This window comes from Paracoccus sp. SSK6 (genome assembly GCF_039770665.1).
GTDB lineage: Bacteria > Pseudomonadota > Alphaproteobacteria > Rhodobacterales > Rhodobacteraceae > Paracoccus.
Genome location: NZ_JBDPNJ010000001.1, coordinates 182,200 through 199,590, shown reverse-complemented (window position 1 = coordinate 199,590; position 17,391 = coordinate 182,200). Strand labels below are relative to the sequence as shown.

Annotated in this window: 16 protein-coding genes; 6 read left to right on the top strand and 10 right to left on the bottom strand. The window is 67.8% G+C overall.

The genetic code is table 11. The features are described 5' to 3' along the window. Nucleotides 1–11: 11 nt before the first annotated feature. From AAIL68_RS01010 to leuC, 4 genes are all read right to left on the bottom strand, one after another. Entirely contained in the window at nt 12–1,184 is a 1,173-nt protein-coding gene (locus tag AAIL68_RS01010; RefSeq protein ID WP_347137621.1) for a peptidoglycan DD-metalloendopeptidase family protein, read from the bottom strand. Continuing rightward, entirely contained in the window at nt 1,181–2,698 is a 1,518-nt protein-coding gene (gene gpmI / locus AAIL68_RS01005; RefSeq protein ID WP_347137620.1) for a 2,3-bisphosphoglycerate-independent phosphoglycerate mutase, read from the bottom strand. The genes AAIL68_RS01010 and gpmI overlap by 4 nt, the downstream gene beginning before the upstream one ends. 253 nt (nt 2,699–2,951) lie before the next feature. Further along, nucleotides 2,952–3,557, bottom strand: coding sequence for a 3-isopropylmalate dehydratase small subunit (gene leuD / locus AAIL68_RS01000; protein ID WP_347137619.1), 606 nt, complete (start codon nt 3,555–3,557; stop codon nt 2,952–2,954). Nucleotides 3,558–3,569: 12 nt separating this feature from the next. After that, nucleotides 3,570–5,006, bottom strand: a complete 1,437-nt coding sequence (leuC, locus tag AAIL68_RS00995; RefSeq protein ID WP_347137618.1) for a 3-isopropylmalate dehydratase large subunit — start codon at nt 5,004–5,006, stop codon at nt 3,570–3,572. Nucleotides 5,007–5,239: 233 nt separating this feature from the next. Here leuC and AAIL68_RS00990 point away from each other — a divergent pair, with 233 nt between their 5' ends. From AAIL68_RS00990 to rlmH, 3 genes are all read left to right on the top strand, one after another. Then, nucleotides 5,240–6,595, top strand: coding sequence for a mechanosensitive ion channel domain-containing protein (locus AAIL68_RS00990; RefSeq protein WP_347137617.1), 1,356 nt, complete (start codon nt 5,240–5,242; stop codon nt 6,593–6,595). Between the two features lie 135 nt (nt 6,596–6,730). Beyond that, on the top strand, nt 6,731–7,096 hold the full coding sequence (gene rsfS / locus AAIL68_RS00985) for a ribosome silencing factor (protein WP_347137774.1): 366 nt from the start codon (nt 6,731–6,733) through the stop codon (nt 7,094–7,096). Between the two features lie 15 nt (nt 7,097–7,111). Further along, nucleotides 7,112–7,579 (top strand): 23S rRNA (pseudouridine(1915)-N(3))-methyltransferase RlmH, encoded by a 468-nt coding sequence (rlmH, locus tag AAIL68_RS00980; protein ID WP_347137616.1) that lies wholly within the window; start codon nt 7,112–7,114, stop codon nt 7,577–7,579. 102 nt (nt 7,580–7,681) lie between these two features. Here rlmH and AAIL68_RS00975 read toward each other — a convergent pair whose 3' ends face one another. From AAIL68_RS00975 to AAIL68_RS00955, 5 genes are all read right to left on the bottom strand, one after another. Continuing rightward, nucleotides 7,682–8,809, bottom strand: coding sequence for a site-specific DNA-methyltransferase (locus AAIL68_RS00975; protein WP_347137773.1), 1,128 nt, complete (start codon nt 8,807–8,809; stop codon nt 7,682–7,684). A gap of 94 nt (nt 8,810–8,903) precedes the next feature. Beyond that, a complete protein-coding gene (locus AAIL68_RS00970) occupies nt 8,904–9,536 on the bottom strand; it encodes a ribonuclease HII (RefSeq protein ID WP_347137615.1) in 633 nt (210 codons plus the stop codon). Continuing rightward, entirely contained in the window at nt 9,533–10,012 is a 480-nt protein-coding gene (locus AAIL68_RS00965; RefSeq protein WP_347137614.1) for an ureidoglycolate lyase, read from the bottom strand. The genes AAIL68_RS00970 and AAIL68_RS00965 overlap by 4 nt, the downstream gene beginning before the upstream one ends. Nucleotides 10,013–10,034: 22 nt before the next feature. Next, entirely contained in the window at nt 10,035–11,741 is a 1,707-nt protein-coding gene (locus tag AAIL68_RS00960) for a glycosyl transferase family 90 (protein WP_347137613.1), read from the bottom strand. Further along, on the bottom strand, nt 11,738–12,949 hold the full coding sequence (locus AAIL68_RS00955; protein WP_347137612.1) for an MFS transporter: 1,212 nt from the start codon (nt 12,947–12,949) through the stop codon (nt 11,738–11,740). The genes AAIL68_RS00960 and AAIL68_RS00955 overlap by 4 nt, the downstream gene beginning before the upstream one ends. Before the next feature lie 196 nt (nt 12,950–13,145). Here AAIL68_RS00955 and AAIL68_RS00950 point away from each other — a divergent pair, with 196 nt between their 5' ends. After that, on the top strand, nt 13,146–13,901 hold the full coding sequence (locus AAIL68_RS00950) for a GntR family transcriptional regulator (RefSeq protein WP_347137611.1): 756 nt from the start codon (nt 13,146–13,148) through the stop codon (nt 13,899–13,901). Here the strand turns inward: AAIL68_RS00950 and AAIL68_RS00945 are convergent, their stop codons facing one another. Next, nucleotides 13,902–15,194, bottom strand: coding sequence for a TRAP transporter large permease subunit (locus tag AAIL68_RS00945; RefSeq protein ID WP_347137610.1), 1,293 nt, complete (start codon nt 15,192–15,194; stop codon nt 13,902–13,904). Between the two features lie 114 nt (nt 15,195–15,308). Between AAIL68_RS00945 and AAIL68_RS00940 the strand changes: the two genes are divergently transcribed. Further along, nucleotides 15,309–16,622 (top strand): L,D-transpeptidase, encoded by a 1,314-nt coding sequence (locus AAIL68_RS00940; protein ID WP_347137609.1) that lies wholly within the window; start codon nt 15,309–15,311, stop codon nt 16,620–16,622. Then, on the top strand, nt 16,619–17,386 hold the full coding sequence (locus AAIL68_RS00935) for an extensin family protein (RefSeq protein ID WP_347137608.1): 768 nt from the start codon (nt 16,619–16,621) through the stop codon (nt 17,384–17,386). Before AAIL68_RS00940 ends, AAIL68_RS00935 begins: the two co-directional genes overlap by 4 nt. Nucleotides 17,387–17,391: the final 5 nt, after the last annotated feature.

Genomic DNA, 17,391 nt, shown 5'->3' with positions numbered 1-17,391 from the left:
CTTTCCTGCCTTCAATCCTGTTGGGCCCCCGTGACGGGATTCAGCACGAACCAGTCCGCCGGGTCCAGAGTTTCCTGTCCCTTGCGCAATTCCAGATACAGGGATTCGGTCTGCCCTGCATTGCCGCCAATGGCGGCATCGGCCACGAATTGCGCACCGAATTCCTGGGCCGACGCTTCCTGCCCGCCCATCAGGCCGATCGGATCGCCCGCCTGCAGCACGTCGCCCACCTCACCAAACACCTGCGACATGCCCGCGAAGACCAGAAGATAACCGCGCGCGGGCTCGACGATCATCACATTGCCGTAATCCAGAAGCGGGCCGCGATAGCGGATCGTTGCGGGCCAGGGGGTCGTGACCAGGGCGGCGGGAGGCGTGGCGATCACCCAGCCGGGGCGCTTGACCCCGGCGGCATCCGGCTGGTCGTAAAGGCGCAGGATGGTGCCCACGACCGGCAGGGGCAGGCTGCCCTTCGCGCCCTCGAAATCCTCCATGGGCGGGCCCACATCCATCTGCACCTTGGCCACGCCCGCCGCGAATTCGTCCAAGGATTGCGCGGCGTCGCGCAGTTTCTGCAATTCGGCGGGCGCCTCGGCAAAGCGGACCGGCAAGCTGGAGCGGTCGGTCACGGCGCTTGCCAGCAGCCTGCGCGCCTCCTGCACCGAGGCCAGCCCGGCGCCCAGCATCTGCGCGGCGCCCGCCTGCAGTTCGCGGACGGTGGCGATTTCCTGCAGATCGTCCTGCAATGCCTCGGCCTCGGCCCGCAGGCCGGGGGTGACATCGGCCAGGACCATGCCGGACCGCGCATTGGCAAGCGCGCCCGCCGGATGCAGCAGCATGGTGGCTTCGGGGGCCTGCTGCAGAGCCGTCATGGCCCCCAGGACCGAGGCAAGCTGCACCCGCTGCGATTCGAAGCGGGCGCGCAGTTCCGCCTCTCGCGCGCTGGCCTGGCGCAACCCCTCGCGCAGGGCGGCAAGGCCCTGTTCGTATCCCCGGATCACCTCGGTCAGGGCGACCACCTGGTCGTCGGCGGACACCGCGTCGGCCAGCTTGGCCACGGCCGCGCGCAACTGGGCGGCGGCGTCCTGCGCCTCGGCCACGGCGGCGCTGACCGAGGGTTCCTGGGCTGTGGCGGGCGCGGCGGCGATCAGCGCGGAGAGCGCCAGGGGAAGAAGGAACCTCATGCGGTCACGATCAGGCTCTGGCCCGTCATTTCGGCGGGCTGGTCAAGGCCCATCAGCTGCAAGACGGTCGGCGCCAGGTCGGCCAGACGGCCATTGCGCAGCCGCGCGCCCGCCGGGCCGCCATAGACGATCACCGGCACCGGGTTGGTGGTATGGGCGGTATGCGGGCCGCCGGTTTCCGGGTCGATCATCGTCTCGCAATTGCCGTGGTCGGCGCAGATCACCGCCGCGCCGCCGACGCGATCCAGGGCCTCCAGCATCCGGCCAAGGCCGCGATCCACGGCCTCGCAGGCCAGGGTGGCGGCGGGCAGGCTGCCGGTATGGCCCACCATGTCGGGATTGGCGAAGTTCACCACGATCAGGTCATAGCCGCCGCCGATCACCTCGACCAGCTTCGTCGCCACCTCATCGGCGGCCATCTCGGGCGCAAGGTCATAGGTCGCGACCTTGGGGCTGGAGGGCATGAAGCGGTCCTCGCCCCGTTCGGGCGCCTCTTTCCCGCCGTTCAGGAAGAAGGTGACATGGGGATATTTCTCGGTCTCGGCCAGGCGGAACTGGCGCAGGCCCTTGGCCGCGACCCAAGCGCCCAGGGTATTCAGCACCTGACGCTTCGGGTAGGCCGTGGTCATGTATTCGTTGTGCCGGGTGCTGTAATCGACCATGCCCAGAAGCGCCGCCCATTCGGGGCGGTCGCCGGTGTCGAACTGGTCGAAGGTCGGATCGGCCAGAGCCGTCAGGATTTCCCGCGCGCGATCCGCGCGGAAGTTGAGGCAGAAGAACCCGTCCCCGTCCATCGCGCCGTTATAGCCGTCGATGATGAAGGGCTGGATGAATTCGTCCGTCTCGCCCCGCGCATAGGCCGTGGTCACGGCCAGGTCGGCGGACAAGGCGGGCTCGCCCTGCCCCGCCACCATGGCGCGATAGGCGCGCTCAACCCGTTCCCAGCGGTTGTCGCGGTCCATCGCGAAGTAACGGCCGATCACCGTGCCGATCCGCGCGCCTTCGGGCAGCGTTCCCTGCAATTCGGTGACAAAGCCTATGGCCGATTGCGGCGGCACGTCGCGCCCGTCGGTGATCGCATGGACCACCACCGGCACGCCTGCCGCGGCAATGGCGCGGATGGCGGCCTGCACATGGACGACATGGCCATGCACGCCGCCGTCGGACACCACGCCCATCAGATGCGCGGTCCCGCCCGTGGCGCGCAGCCGTTCGACAAAGCGGACCAGCCCTTCGTTGCCCACGAAGCTGCCATCCTCGATCGCCAGGTCGATCTGGCCCAGGTCCATGGCCACGACGCGGCCCGCGCCGATATTGGTGTGGCCGACCTCGGAATTGCCCATCTGCCCGCGCGGCAGGCCCACGTCGGGGCCGAAGGTGGTCAGCGTCGCATGGGGGCAGTCGCGCATCAGCCGGTCGAAGTTCGGTGTGGCCGCCTGATCCGGCGCGCTTTGCTCGGGGCGGTCGGAAATGCCCCAGCCGTCAAGGATGCACAGGACCACGGGTTTCGTCATGTCGGCCTCAAGGTAGTTTGCGCCTTGTTACGCTTGTGCCGTCCTAATGAAAATCCCGGCTGGGGAAAAGCCGCTTGGGCCGGTCACGCGGGTGACGGGCGATGACCATTCCGCGAACCGTTGTCCTGCGCAAGGGCGCGCCCGGCCGCTGGGCAGCCGGAGAAACCAGACCGGGGCGACGTGCCGCTTGCGGTTCCGCCGAAACAAGGAAGCCGGGCAGGTGCCCGGCTTGCGATGCTTCGGAAAGGGCGGGTCAGACCCAGGGCCGGGCCTGCGCCATCTGCGTCTCGTAGCTTTCGATGACGGGGGCTTTTTCCATCGTCAGCCCGATGTCGTCCAGACCGTTCAGCAGGCAATGCTTGCGGAAGGGATCGACCTCGAAGGCGAAGGAAACGCCGTCCGAGGTGGTGACCGTCTGGTTTTCCAGATCCACCGTCATGCGGGCATTGGCGCCACGGCGCGCGTCCTCCATCAGCACATCGACCGCTTCCTGCGGCAGCACCACGGGCAGGATGCCGTTCTTGAAGCAGTTGTTGAAGAAGATGTCGGCAAAGCTGGTCGAGATGACGCAGCGGATCCCGAAGTCCAGCAAAGCCCAGGGCGCATGTTCGCGCGAGGATCCGCAGCCGAAATTGTCGCCTGCCACGATGATTTCCGCCTGCCGATAGGCGGGCTGGTTCAGCACGAAATCCGGCAACTCGTTCCCGTCGCGGTCATAGCGCATCTCGTCGAACAGGTTGACCCCGAGGCCCGACCGCTGGATCGTCTTCAGGAACTGCTTGGGGATGATCATGTCGGTGTCGATATTGACCAGCGGCATGGGCGCCGCGATCCCGGTCAGGGTGGTGAACTTGTCCATGATCGGGTCTCCTTACACCGTTTCCGCCGCGAAGGCGCGGACATCGACCAGATGCCCGGCCACGCCCGCCGCCGCAGCCATCGCGGGCGACATCAGGTGGGTGCGGCCCTTGTAGCCCTGGCGGCCTTCGAAGTTGCGGTTGCTGGTCGCGGCGCAGCGTTCGCCGGGGGCCAACTGGTCGGGGTTCATCCCCAGGCACATCGAGCAGCCCGCAAGGCGCCATTCGAAGCCCGCATCCTTGAAGACTTGATCCAGCCCCTCTTCCTCGGCCTGAGCGCGGACAAGGCCCGATCCGGGCACGACCATGCCGCGCACGCCCGGTGCCAGCCTGCGGCCGCGCAGGATCTGGGCCGCCGCGCGCAGATCCTCGATCCGGCCGTTGGTGCAGGAGCCGATGAAGACCGCGTCGATGGCGATGTCGGTCAGGGGCGAGCCGGGCGTCAGGCCCATGTAGTCCAGGCTGCGCCGCGCGGCCTCGACCTTGCCGCCGGTGAAGTCCTCAGGCGCAGGAACCGTCGCGGTGATGGGCAGCGCGTCTTCGGGGCTGGTGCCCCAGGTGATGGTGGGGGCGATATCCTCGCCGCGCAGGGTGACGACCTTGTCCCAATGCGCATCGTCGTCGCTGTAGAGCGTCTTCCACCAATTGACTGCCGCTTCCCACTGCGCGCCTTTCGGCGCATGGGGACGGCCCTTGACGTAATCGAAGGTGGTCTGGTCCGGCGCGATCAGGCCCGCGCGGGCGCCGCCTTCGATGGCCATGTTGCAGATGGTCATGCGGCCTTCCATCGACAGGTTGCGGATCGCCTCGCCGCAATATTCGATGACATAGCCGGTGCCGCCGCCGGTGCCGGTCTTGCCGATGATCGCCAGCACCACGTCCTTGGCGGTGACGCCGGGCGCCAGGCGGCCGGTCACCTCGACCTTCATGTTCTTCGATTTCTTCTGGATCAGCGTCTGGGTGGCCAGCACATGCTCGACCTCGGAGGTGCCGATGCCGTGGGCCAGCGCGCCGAAGGCCCCGTGGGTCGAGGTGTGGCTGTCGCCGCAGACCACCGTCATGCCGGGCAGGGTCCAGCCCTGTTCGGGGCCGATGATATGGACGATGCCCTGGCGGATATCGGTCACCGGGTAATAGACCACGCCGAATTCGCGGGCATTGCGGTCAAGCGCCTCGACCTGGATGCGCGATTCCTCGTTGTCGATGCCCTGTTCGCGGTCCCAGGTGGTGGGCACGTTGTGGTCGGGCACGGCGATGGTGCGTTCGGGGGCGCGGACCTTGCGGCCGGTCATGCGCAGGCCCTCGAATGCCTGCGGGCTGGTGACTTCGTGGACCAGGTGGCGGTCGATATACAGAAGGCAGGTGCCGTCGGGCTGGCGGTCCACCACATGGGCGTCCCAGATCTTGTCGTAAAGCGTCCGCGCGGCGGCGGCTTGGGGTTCGATGGTCATGGCTGTCTGGCTTTCGGCTGTGATGCTTTTGGGAACATGCGGCATGGCTGCGGCGGGACCGCAGCCCGTCACAGTCGCGCCGTCACGCGCCGCGTGGCGCCGAAGAACCGCGACGGCAGGCGCGCGCGATCATGGATGTCGAAATAAATGAACCCTGACATGCGCGATCTTTTACAATGCTTCCGGCGTTGGGGCAATATTGGCTGACTGCCCCCATGTCGCAAGGGAAACGGATGATCCAGGTCGGGCCCGACATCTTGGATGCCGCACAAGGATTGTGGTCGCGCATCGCCCTGTTCTTCGAGATCATGGTCCTGCCCATGCGGCTGTATCAGGCGGCCGCCATCCTGGCCCTGGCGCTCATGTCCCTGATCCTGGGGCGAATCGGGGCGCGGATGCTGAACGGCTGGCTGCGGTCGCGCGCGAATTGGCCCAAATGGCGGCTGCGGCTGGGCATCCTGGTCGGACGCAGGCTGGGGCTGATGATCTTTGTCCTGCTGGCCTGGGGAGTGGTGATCGCCATGCGGGCGGTGACATGGCCGTCCCATAGCGCGCTTGTGGCGCTTGCGGCCTCGATCGCCACGGCCTGGCTGGGCATCTTCTTCCTGATGCGGCTTGTCGCGAACCGCCTGCTGCGGCGCATCCTCAGCTGGAGCGCATGGGTCTGGGTCACGCTGTTCCTGCTGGATCTGACCGAGCCGGTGGGAAAGTTCCTGGACAGCATCGCCCTGACCATCGGCGACTTCCGCCTGTCGGTCCTGACGGTGATGAAGGTTCTGCTGGTGACCGGCCTGATGATCACCGGGGCAAGAATGCTGTCGCGGCTGGTCAGCGGCAGGCTGGCGCGCAACCAGGATCTCTCGCCCACGATGCGGGTCCTGACCACGAAACTGCTGCAGATCGTGCTGTTCAGTCTGGCGATCATCGTCGGATTGCGGGCCGTGGGCTTCGACCTGACGGGGCTTGCGGTCTTTTCGGGCGCGGTCGGCGTGGGCCTGGGCTTCGGGCTGCAGAAGGTGGTGTCCAACCTTGTGTCCGGCGTCATCATCCTGCTGGACAAGTCGGTGAAGCCCGGCGATGTCATCAGCCTGGGCGACACCTTCGGCTGGATCGAGGAACTGGGCGCCCGCTATGTCAACGTGGTGACGCGCGACGGCAAGGCCTATCTGATCCCGAACGAGGATCTGGTGACGGGCCAGGTCGTGAACTGGTCGCACAACAACAGCTTCGTGCGGCTGGACCTGACGTTCCGCGCCTCCTACGACGACGATCCCCACAAGGTCACCGCCACCGCCATCGCCGCCGTCAAGACCGTCAGGCGCGTGCTGACGCACCGCCAGGCGGTCTGCTGGGTCACGGGATTCGGCGACAATTCCATCGACTATGTGCTGCGCTTCTGGATCGACGACGCGGCGGACGGGCTGACCAATGTGCGGGGCCAAGTCTATCTGGTGCTGTGGGACGCCTTCCAGGAACAGGGCATCACCATTCCCTTCCCGCAACGCGAGGTCCGGCTTGTGAACGCCGCGCCGCCGATCCATACGGGCGATCCCCGGCCGGACGACGCGGAATCGGACCGGGAACATTGAGATGGTGCGAAAAGTTGCTATCTTTAACCCTATCCCCTGCGCCGGGGGCGATCGGCGCGCTGACCGGAGGATTGAACCCTGTCACAAGACGTCTCGCCGGCCACGGGTCCGGCAGCGACCCCTGCGGCGCATGATCTGACCAGCGACCAGATCCTTGCCCGCGTCCTGTCCTCGCTTGACGACGACAAGGCCGAGGACATCGTGACGATCGACCTGCGCGGACGATCGGCCATGGCGGATCACATGGTGATCGCATCGGGCCGCAGCGCGCGCCAGGTAAGCGCCATCGCCGAAAAGCTGGCCGACCGCATGAAGCAGATCACCGGCCGCACCCCGCGCATCGAGGGCAAGGACACCGGCGACTGGGTGCTGATCGACACCGACGATGTCATCGTCCACGTCTTCCGCCCCGAGGTGCGCGAGTTCTATCAGCTTGAAAAGATGTGGATGCCCGCCGACGCGCTGAGCCGCGTCCGCGACGGGGCCCGTCCGGCGGTCTGAAACCGGGCAGGCTTCATGCGAATCGACATCGCCGCGGTCGGGCGGCTTCGCAAGGGCCCCGAGGCGGCGATGGTGGCGGACTACCTCGACCGTTTCGCCAAGGCCGGGCGCAGCCTTGGCCTGCCGCCTGTCACCCTCACCGAGGTCGAGGACAAGCGCGGCGGCGGCATGGGTGCCGAGGCCGAGTTGCTGGCGCGTGCCATCCCGCAAGGCGCGGGTCTGGTGGTGATGGACGAACGGGGCGAACAGCCGACCTCCCCCCAGTTTGCGCGGCGGCTGGCGGATTACCGCGACCAAGCGCGCGATTTGTGCTTCGTGATCGGCGGCGCGGACGGGCTGGATCCTTCCCTGCGGGCGCGGGCCGACTGGCAGATCAGCCTGGGCCGCATGGTCTGGCCGCATATGCTGGTGCGCGTGATGCTGGCCGAACAGCTTTACCGCGCGGCGACCATCCTGGCGGGATCGCCCTATCACCGGGAGTAGCATCGGACCCGCAAACCGAAAAAGCCCCGCCATGCGAGGATGGCGGGGCAAGGCGGTTCCCCTGATGGCGGCAGCCGGGGGAACGTGGCGAACACCTGATGTTCAGTTGGGGCGGGACACCTCGCCCTCCATCTCGGCCCGGATCTGCTGGCGCAGGATGTCGATGGGGATCATCCTGCCCTCGCGCCGGTAATGCCAATAGGTCCAGCCGTTGCAGCTTGGCGCGCCTTCCAGCGCGGCGCCGACCTGGTGGATGGAGCCCTTCACGTCATTGCCGATCAGGCTGCCATCGGCGCGGACCTTGGCCTTGTGGCGGTTGTTCATGGAATACAGTTCTTCGCCCGGGCGCAGCATCCCGCGTTCGATCACCTGGCCGAAGGGGATGCGCGGTTCCGCCCGTTTGGCGCGGGTCGTGGCAAGCGCCTCGGCATCCAGGCGGCGGATGCGGCTGATGCGCTTCTCGGCAACCTCACGGTACGCGGCCTCCCGCTCGATCCCGATGAAGTCGCGCCCCAGCATCTTGGCGACCGCGCCGGTGGTGCCGGTGCCGAAGAACGGGTCCAGCACCACGTCGCCGGGATTGGTGGTGCCGATGATGACGCGGTGCAGCAGCGCCTCGGGCTTTTGCGTCGGATGGGCCTTGTCGCCTGCCGCGTCCTTGAGGCGTTCGCCGCCGTTGCAGATCGGGATCACCCAGTCCGATCGCATCTGCGTGCCTTCGTTCAGCGACTTCAGCGCCTCGTAGTTGAAGGTGTATTTCGAGTTCTCGGACTTTGCCGCCCAGATCAGGGTTTCATGCGCGTTGGTCAGCCGCTTGCCGCGGAAGTTGGGCATCGGGTTCGACTTGCGCCAGATCACGTCGTTCATGATCCAGAAGCCCTGGTTCTGGATCTCGGCCCCCACGCGGAAGATGTTGTGATAGCTGCCGATCACCCAGATCGCGCCGTTGGGCTTCAGCAACCGGCGCGCCGCAGTCAGCCAGTCGCGGGTAAAGGCGTCATAGCTGGCAAAGCTGGAAAACTGGTCCCAATGGTCATCGACCGCATCGACGCGGGAATTGTCGGGCCGGTGCAGGTCGCCCCGCAATTGCAGGTTATAGGGAGGGTCGGCAAAGATCAGGTCCACGCTGGCTTCGGGAAGCGCGTTCATCACCTCGATGCAATCGCCTGCCAGAATTTGGTTCAGGGGTAACGGTCGCGCGGCTGCCATGCGCTGATCCTTGGTCGTCATCATCTTCGCCTCGGGGGAAATCGCCGGCTTCTTGCCGGTCTGGTATGCCCCCAACATGATTCAGACCCGAATCGGCGTCAATTTCTTTTTTGAATCAAGAACTTGCTTCCAGGGCTTTACACAAGATGTTGTGGACCGGCTCGAACGAACGCCTATGATAGGGGGTCACGCCCAAATCTAGGAGCGCCTGCCTGTGGGCGGGCGTTGCGTAACCTGCATTGGCTTCCCAGCCGTATCCGGGATGTTGTTGCGCCAAATCCACCATCAGCCGGTCCCGCGCCACCTTGGCCAGGATCGAGGCTGCGGCAATGGTCACGCAGCGGGCGTCGCCCCCCACGACGGGCTCTCCGGGACAGGACAGGTCGCGCGGAACACGGTTGCCGTCCACCAGCACATGGCAGGGCCTGGTCCGCAGTCCCGCGACCGCCATGCACATCGCCAGGTGGGACGCGTGATAGATGTTCAGGCGGTCGATCTCCTCGACGCCGACATGGATGATGCAATGGTCGCAATGGGCGGCCAGCCATTCGGCCAGGGCTTCGCGCCGCTTTGCCGTCAGCTTCTTGGAATCATTCAGCCCCTCGGGGATGTTGCCCGGGTCCAGCACCACGGCGGCGGCGGTGACGGGACCGGCCAGCGGGCCGCGCCCGACCTCGTCCACGCCCGCGACGCGGCGGGCGCCACGGGACAGGGCGGCCTGTTCGAAGCTGAAATCGGGCAGAATCATGCCACGATGGTTACAGGGTCGATGGCGACCTCTTCAAGGTTCACGCCCTCGCCTTCCCGGTCCACGACCAGGAAATCCGCAGGCCGGTCCAGCGGCGTCAGCACGCCATGCCAGACGCCGGCGCGCAGGTTCACGCCCATGCCCGCAGGCACCAGGAAGGCGCGCGGCTGGCCGGGCTGGCCATTGTCATCGGGGGCCACGACCGACATCCAGGCATCCGGGCCCAGCGGCATGAAAGCCTGGCTGCCCAGGGGGTGCCGCTCCAGCAGCGTGCAGTCATAGGGCAGGCTGACGGCTTCGGACCGGAAGATCGAGATGATCGCCTCTCCCCCCGCCCGCTCGACGGTGGCAAGGGCGTGGTGACGCTCGCAGCGGCCGGCGTTGATCATGCGGTCGGGCGTGGCGCGCGCGGTCAGCAATTCGCCGAAGGGGGCGAAGGCGTCTGCAGTGATGGGTTCGATGCGGATCGTGGTCATGGGGTTCCTCCTGCCCCTTGGCTTAGCCTGCCCCGGCCAGCCCGTCGAGGATGCGCGCCATGATCGCCCGGCGCGTGGCGGGACGGCGCAGAAGCGCGGCCTCGGCCTGGGCCGCAGCGGCCATCGCCTTGCATTCCTGGGGATTTTCGCGCGCCCAGGCCAGCTTTTCGGCGACATCCGCGCCATATCGCGCCAGCGGGATATAGTGTTTCCACGGGCGGAAGCGGCCGGAATAGAAGACCTCCCACCCGTCCTCCTCGGACAGAAGCACGGACTGGCCGTCGATGGCGGGGATGAAATTCGACCCGTGGTCATAGCCGGAAAGGCACAGCTGATAGCGAAAGCGCCGGAAGAAGGCGCGGTCCTGGCGCGGCGTGCAGTAAGGCGCCAGCAGCGGGTCGCGGGCGAATTCACGGTATCCCCAGGCCATGACCACGCCCAGGTCGAAATCGGGATGGCCCCACCAGCGGCGCACGAAGGCCAGCCGCGAGGTGTTCGACAACCGATCCCACGCGGCCTGCCGCCGGGCCGGATCGTCCCCGGCCTCGGCCAATTGGCGCAGGAAGACATGCGAGGCGGGGCCGGGCTTGACGCTGCCCGTCATCTCGCTGCCCGAGATCATGCCGCGCCAGACCACCCGGTCCAGCTTCTTTTCCCACGGGATCGGGTCAGGCGCGGCATCGGGGTCGAAACCCGGCAACCCGATGCCGTGCTGGTCCGGCAGCGGCCACAGCACGGCATTCCGCGCGCCCTTGCGGCGATTGTGGCACAGGGTCGGACCGGCCAGGGGATGGCCCTGCGGCGAACCGAACCAGCGCGAATCCTCCATGTCGATGCGCAGGGGCATGGCGCGGCCAAGGCGCAGGGCGTCGTTGATGACGCCTTCGGCGCGGAGCAGCTTGAAATGCCGGCCGGGGGCGGAAACGGCGGTTCCGTCCAGAACCCCGATCCGGCGCCTGTTGCCGCGACGGTCGGCCACGATGTCCCCGCCGTCCCAGGTGGAAAAATATTCCGATGCGCCGCGATCCTCGCTCGTGCCGCGCCCCAGACCGCGCAGGCAGAACAAGGCCACATCCTCGACATAGCCCGGATCGACGGCTTCCGGCGCCTGCCTGTCCAGCAGCGCGAGAGCGGCTGGCGCGGTTTCTTCCGCCTGGGGGAACCACCCTTGCTGCCATCCGGCATCCGGCATCGGCAGCAGCGGGTCCAGCCTTGCCGCCAGATCGCGCGGCGTCTCAAGGTCCAGATCGACGCGGATCAGCCGGGGATCGGCGCCGAAGAAGGCATCGACCGCAGCCAGATGGGCGTGCCAGTCGGCTTCCCACAGGTCCGGCAGGTCCGACGGATCGCAACCGCGATGATGGGCATGGCAGCGCGCGGCAGCACCCCCGTCGCGGGTCAGGCGGTCGAGGATCCAGTCCTCGGGGCGGCGCAGGGTCAGGATGAAACGCGCCTGCGGAAAGCGGTCGGCCAGCCAGGGGAACTGCCGCCAGGCCTCCAGCGGCGGGCGCCAATGCGGGGTGTGGCGGTAAAGGCCCGAAAACAGCACCGTGCCGGGCCAAGGGCGCAGCGCCTCGCCCCCGCTGGCACGCGCGAACAGGATATCCTCGGCCAGGCGGCCATCGTCATGGCAGACGGCGGCATGGCCGTTACGGCGGAACAGGCGGGCCAGCCGCGCCTCGCCGCACCAGTCGGGGCTGATGTGGAAGAACAGCGGCGCAGCCGTCATCCGCCAACCGGCCGTCCCTGACGCGGCAGGAAGATCGTCAGGATCCCCAGCACCGGCAGGAACGAGCAGAGGACGAACACCCGCTCGATCCCCTGCGCGTCGGCAAGAACGCCCAGGGCGGCGGCGGCGATGCCCCCCATGCCGAAGCTGAAGCCGAAGAACAGCCCGGCGATGGTGCCCGTGCGGCCCGGCACCAGTTCCTGCGCAAAGACCACGATGGCCGGGAAGGCCGAGGCAAGGATCAGTCCGATGATGATGGCCAGCACCCCCGTCGTCATCAGCCCGACATGCGGCAGCAGCAGCGTGAAGGGCAGCACACCCAGGATGGAAAACCAGATGACCCGCAAGGGCCCGATCCGGTCGCCGACGATGCCGCCCAGGATCACGCCCGCCGCCATGCCGCCCAGGAACAGGAACAGCATGATCTGCGCGCCCTGCGCGCCCAGGCCGAACTTCTCGATGGTGAAGAAAGTGAAATAGCTGCTCATCGAGGCGGTGTAGATGTTCTTGGTGAAGGTCAGGATCGCCAGCACGGCGATGGACCGGATCACGATGCCGCGCGGCAGGCGCAGGGCGGTGTCGGCCCTGGCGGTCGCGGCGCGGCGGCGCCCCTCGGCCCAGTGGCCCACATGCCACAGCAGCGCGGCACCCAGGGCCGCGGCCACCGCGAACCAGGCCACCGCCGGGCGGCCCAGCGGCACGACGATGAAGGCCGCCAGCAGCGGGCCCAGCGACTGGCCGAAATTGCCGCCCATCTGGAACAGCGACTGCGCCGTCCCGAAGCGCCCGCCCGATGCCAGCCGCGCCACGCGCGAGCTTTCGGGATGGAACACGGCCGATCCGACGCCGATCAGCATCGCGCCCGCCAGCAGCATCCCGTAATGATGCGCAAAGGCCAGCAGCAGCACCCCGCAGAAGGTCGAGGCCATGCCGAAGGGCAGCGAACGCGGCTGCGGGTGGCGGTCCGTCGCCATCCCGATCAGCGGCTGCAGCAGCGATGCCGTGACCTGGAAGGCGAAGGTCATCACCCCGATCTGCGCATAGGTCAGCGAGAACTCGACCTGCAGCAGCGGATAGATCGCCGCCAGCATCGACTGCATCACGTCGTTGATGGTGTGGCACAGGCTGATGGCGGTCAGGATGCCCCAGGCGGTCCCAGTGGCGGCCATCGGGGTGGCGGCGGTAATCGCGGTGGTATGGGCGCGCATCGTTCCCCCTGTGCCTGCCTGCAGATCATGCAATAGCAGCCGCGCTGCCTTGTGCAAGCGAACTGTCGCCTTTGCAGGGGCTGCCTTGCGCAAACCCTTGCTGATCAGGAAGCACTGTCGATTTGGACAGCTTCCTTTTGCGTCAACTTTTCCAGACATTAAGCGGATTGTATGTCTCGAGTATCATAGTCAAAAGATGGCAAAAATCCCCGGAAACCTTGTCCGGTCGCTGCGTGCATCGGGCGCGGCGGGCGGCAGCAGGCGCATGAACACCTGGCAGTCGGTGCGGGCCGATGTGCTGGAACGGATCCGCTCGCGCGAATGGCCGCCCGGCGAGTTGATCCCCACCGAACAGGAACTGGCGGCAAGCCTTGGCTGCGCGCGGGCCACCGTCAACCGGGCGCTGCGCGAACTGGCCGACAGCGGGATCATCGAACGGCGGCGCAAGGTCGGCACGCGCGTCGCCTCGACCTCGGCCCGGCGCACGGTGCTGGACATGCCCGCGATCCGCACCGAGATCGAGGGCATGGGCGCGGCCTATGCCTATGACCTGAACAGCTTTTCCATCCGCTTGCCGACCGAGGCCGCGGCCCGCGCCCTGCAGGTCTCGCCGGGCGAGGATCTGGTGCTGGTCAAGGCGACCTATACCGCCGACGGCCGCCCGCATTGCTGCGAGGCGATCTGGCTGAACCCGCGCGCCCTGCCGCCCCTGACCCGGCAGGACGTGGAGCGCCGGTCGGCGCATGAATGGCTGGCAAGCCAGGTTCCGCTGACGCATGGCCGTTTCTCGATCCTTGCGGATGCCGCGCGCGGCGATTGCGCGCGCCACCTTGGGATCGACGAAGGCGTGCCCGTGCTGACCATCGAACGCACGAACTGGAGCGACAGCACCCCCGTGTCCTTCGCCCGCCAGTTCTATCCGCCCCAGCACCGGCTGGTGTCCGAGGACTGATCAGCCCGCCGCCAGCACCAGCCCCGGAAACAGCACAAGCGCGGCCAGGACCAGAAGGTCCGCGAACAGGAAGCGCCCGATCCCCGCGAATATCGCCCCTGGCGGAACGTCCCGCACCGTCCTGCCGATGATCACCACGATCAGCCCCAAGGGCGGCAGGATCATCGCGGTTTCCACCAGCTTGACCAGGACGATGCCTGCCCAGGCGGGATCGAGGCCATGGGCACGGGCCAGGGCCCCGGCGAAAGGCAGGGCCAGGACCAGCATCGCCACGGGCTCGGCCAGAAGGCTAAGAAGGGCGCAGGCCAGCCCCAGCAGCAGAACGGCAAGCAGGCGGGGGGCGGCTGCCATCCAATCCTCCAGCAGGGCCGGGGTGCCTGCCGCATCAAGGAAGACCAGGAACAGCCGCGCGGCGATCAGGACCGCCAGGATCGCCGCCGCCTGCCGCAGCGTTTCGCGCAGGGCGATCCACAGTGTTTCCGGCCTCAGGCGGTGCTGGATCAAGCCGAAGGCCAGCGTCGCCGCCAGGCAGACCGCCACGGCGGCGGTGGCGGTCAGCAGGCCCCAGAAAAGGCCGCCGACAATGATGGCGAACAACAGCGGCGCAAGCCAGACGGCGCGCAGCGCCTCGGCCGGACGGATCGGCAGGGGTTGCGGCAGGGGCCCGGCTTGGGGATCATGCCGGACCCACCACAGGACAACCGCGACCATTCCCGCCAGAGACAAAAACGCGGGCAGCAGCCCGGCCAGGAACATCGTGCCCACCGGCGTTCCCGACAGCAGCCCCCAGGCGATCAGCAGCATCGACGGCGGCAGCAGCGCTCCCGGCGTGCTGCCCATGGCGACCGAGGCGCCCGCCAGGCGCGGATCGTAACCGGCGGCCAGCATGGGGGGCAGGGCGATGCGCGACATGGTGGCCGCAGATCCCACCGACGACCCCGAGGTCGCGGAAAACGCCGCGCAGCCAAGGACTGCTGCCATGGCAAGCCCGCCCCGCCTGCCCTGAAGGATCACCGCCGCGGCATCATGCGCGCGCGTCGCAAAGCCTGCGTAGAAGGCGACATTCCCCAGCATCAGCACCAGCGGGACCAGCAGCAGATCGGGCGACGACAGCAAACCCGCCACGGTTTCCCATGCCTCGCCCAGGGTGCCCAGCCGGGCCATTCTGGCCGCGCCCGTCAGCAGCAGCGCCAGAGCGACCGGCATGCGCAGGGCCGTCAGCGTGACCACCGCCGCCATCGCGGCAAGGCCGGCCATTCCCATCCCCTCGCCCGTCACCCTGTCCCCGGCCATGCTTTCCTGGCAGGCAGGCTATGCCGCGGCGGGGGCGAACTCAAACGGGAATTGACCGGAATGTGACCGGCGGTCTATCTGGCGATTCCCCGCAAGACCCCCGATGCTGCGCCCATGCCGACGGAGACCCCCATGCCGCGCCTTTCGACCCGAATCCCGCTTGCCCTGACGCTTGCCTTGCTCTGCGCCCTGCCCGTGCAGGCCCAGACCGACAAGCCCTTCCTGGCGGCCGATATCGAGGCGGCAAGCTATAACGGCGGCGATCTTCCCTCGGGCCGGTCGGCGCTGACGACCAAGGTGCAGGTGCTGCTGGACCGCTCGGGGATCTCTCCGGGCGTGATCGACGGCTTCAAGGGCGGCATGAGCCAAAGCGCGATCATGGCCTTCGAACGCCGGTCGGGCCTGCCCATCGACGGGGTGATGGACCCGCATGTCTGGAACCTGCTGCAATCCTTCGCGGCCCAGCCCGCGACGCAGGATTACACCATCACGGCCGAGGATGCCGAGGGCCTGGCCGAGTCGATCCCGACCGACTATGCCGAAAAGGCGAAGATGCCCGCCATGGCCCATACCAGCGTCGCCGAACGCCTGGGCGAACGCTTCCACATGGATGAAAAATTCATCGCCTTCCTGAACCCCGGCACCCAACTGGTGCCCGGCGCCACGATCAAGGTCATCAATACCGGCAGCCGGATGCGGGGCACGGTGGCGCGCATCCTGGTCGATGTGAACACCCGGCGGGTGGCGGGATTCGACGCCAAGGGAAAGCTGCTGGTGGATTATCCGGCGACGATCGGATCGTCGGCCACGCCTTCGCCCTCGGGCAGCCACCATGTGGCGACGGTCGCGCTGAACCCGAACTATACCTATGATCCCCGGAAGAACTTCAAGCAGGGCGACAATGACAAGGTGCTGGTGGTGCCGCCGGGACCGAACGCGCCGGTGGGCACCGTCTGGATCGGGCTGTCCAAGCCCACCTACGGGATCCACGGCACGCCCACGCCGTCGCAACTGTTCCGCAACCAGTCGATGGGCTGCGTGCGCCTGACCAACTGGGACGCCGAGGAACTGGCCCATATGGTCCGCGCCAACACCACCGTGGTCGAGTTCCTGCCCCAGGGCGTCACCATCGCCGATGCGACGGGCGCCACGACCGGAACCCCCGCCGCCCCGGAACAGCCGCTGGAAACCCCCGCCGCCGCGACCGCCGGCACGATGTCGGAACCGGCAGCCGCCCCCGCCCCGGAACAGCCGCTTGATTACCCCGACCCGCTGGCCGCCAAGCGCGCCCCGGTCGAGCCGGTTTACGAGAACACCTCGGAGGAAGAGGCCAACGCGCAGGTTCCGCCCGCCGACCCGCTGTCCGATGCGCTGACCGGCGCCCTGCCCGACGGCTTCGTCGTCCCGCCCGTCACGGAACAGCCATGATCCGGGCGGGCGCGATCCTGCTGGGGCTGCTGGTGTCACTGGCATCCGCCGCCGCGCAGGACCGCCCGCCGGAACGGCCATTGGAACGGCCCGAAGCAGCAGCACCGCCGCCCGAAGCACCGGCAGAGGCCGCGCCCGAGCCCGCCGAGATGTTCGGTCCCCCGCCCCCACCTGCCTGGTGGATGCTGCGCGAAACGGATGCGGACCTTGCCGCCTGCAAGCTGGCGCTATCCTATCTGGGCACGGTCTATGCCGAACAGCCGCCGATCACCGACCCGGAGGATCCCGATTGCGGCATTGCCCGGCCGATCCGGGTGGAGCGGATCCTGCCCGACCTGGTTCTGGAGGGCGGCGCGGTGATGCGCTGCGACACGGCGCGGGGGCTTGGCTTCTGGGCGCGCGACTTCCTGCGCCCGGCGGCGGCCATGCTGCCGGGGGCGCCCCGCGTCACGGGGCTGCAACTGGGCACGACCTATGACTGCCGCCCGCGCATCGGCACCGGAGAGGAAAGGCCCAAGCTGTCGGAACACGCGCTTGGCAATGCCATCGACATCGCCGCCATCCGGTTCGACGGGGCCGAGCCGCTGGTGGTTCAGCCCCGCAGCGACACCGGCGATCTGGCCGAGGCCTTCCAGCGCACCATCCGCGCGGCGGGCTGCCTGTTCTTCACCACGGTGCTTGGCCCCGGCGCGAACGAGGCGCATGAGAACCACCTGCATCTGGACATCGCCGCCCGGCGCGGCGGCTGGCGGCTGTGCCAATAGGCCGG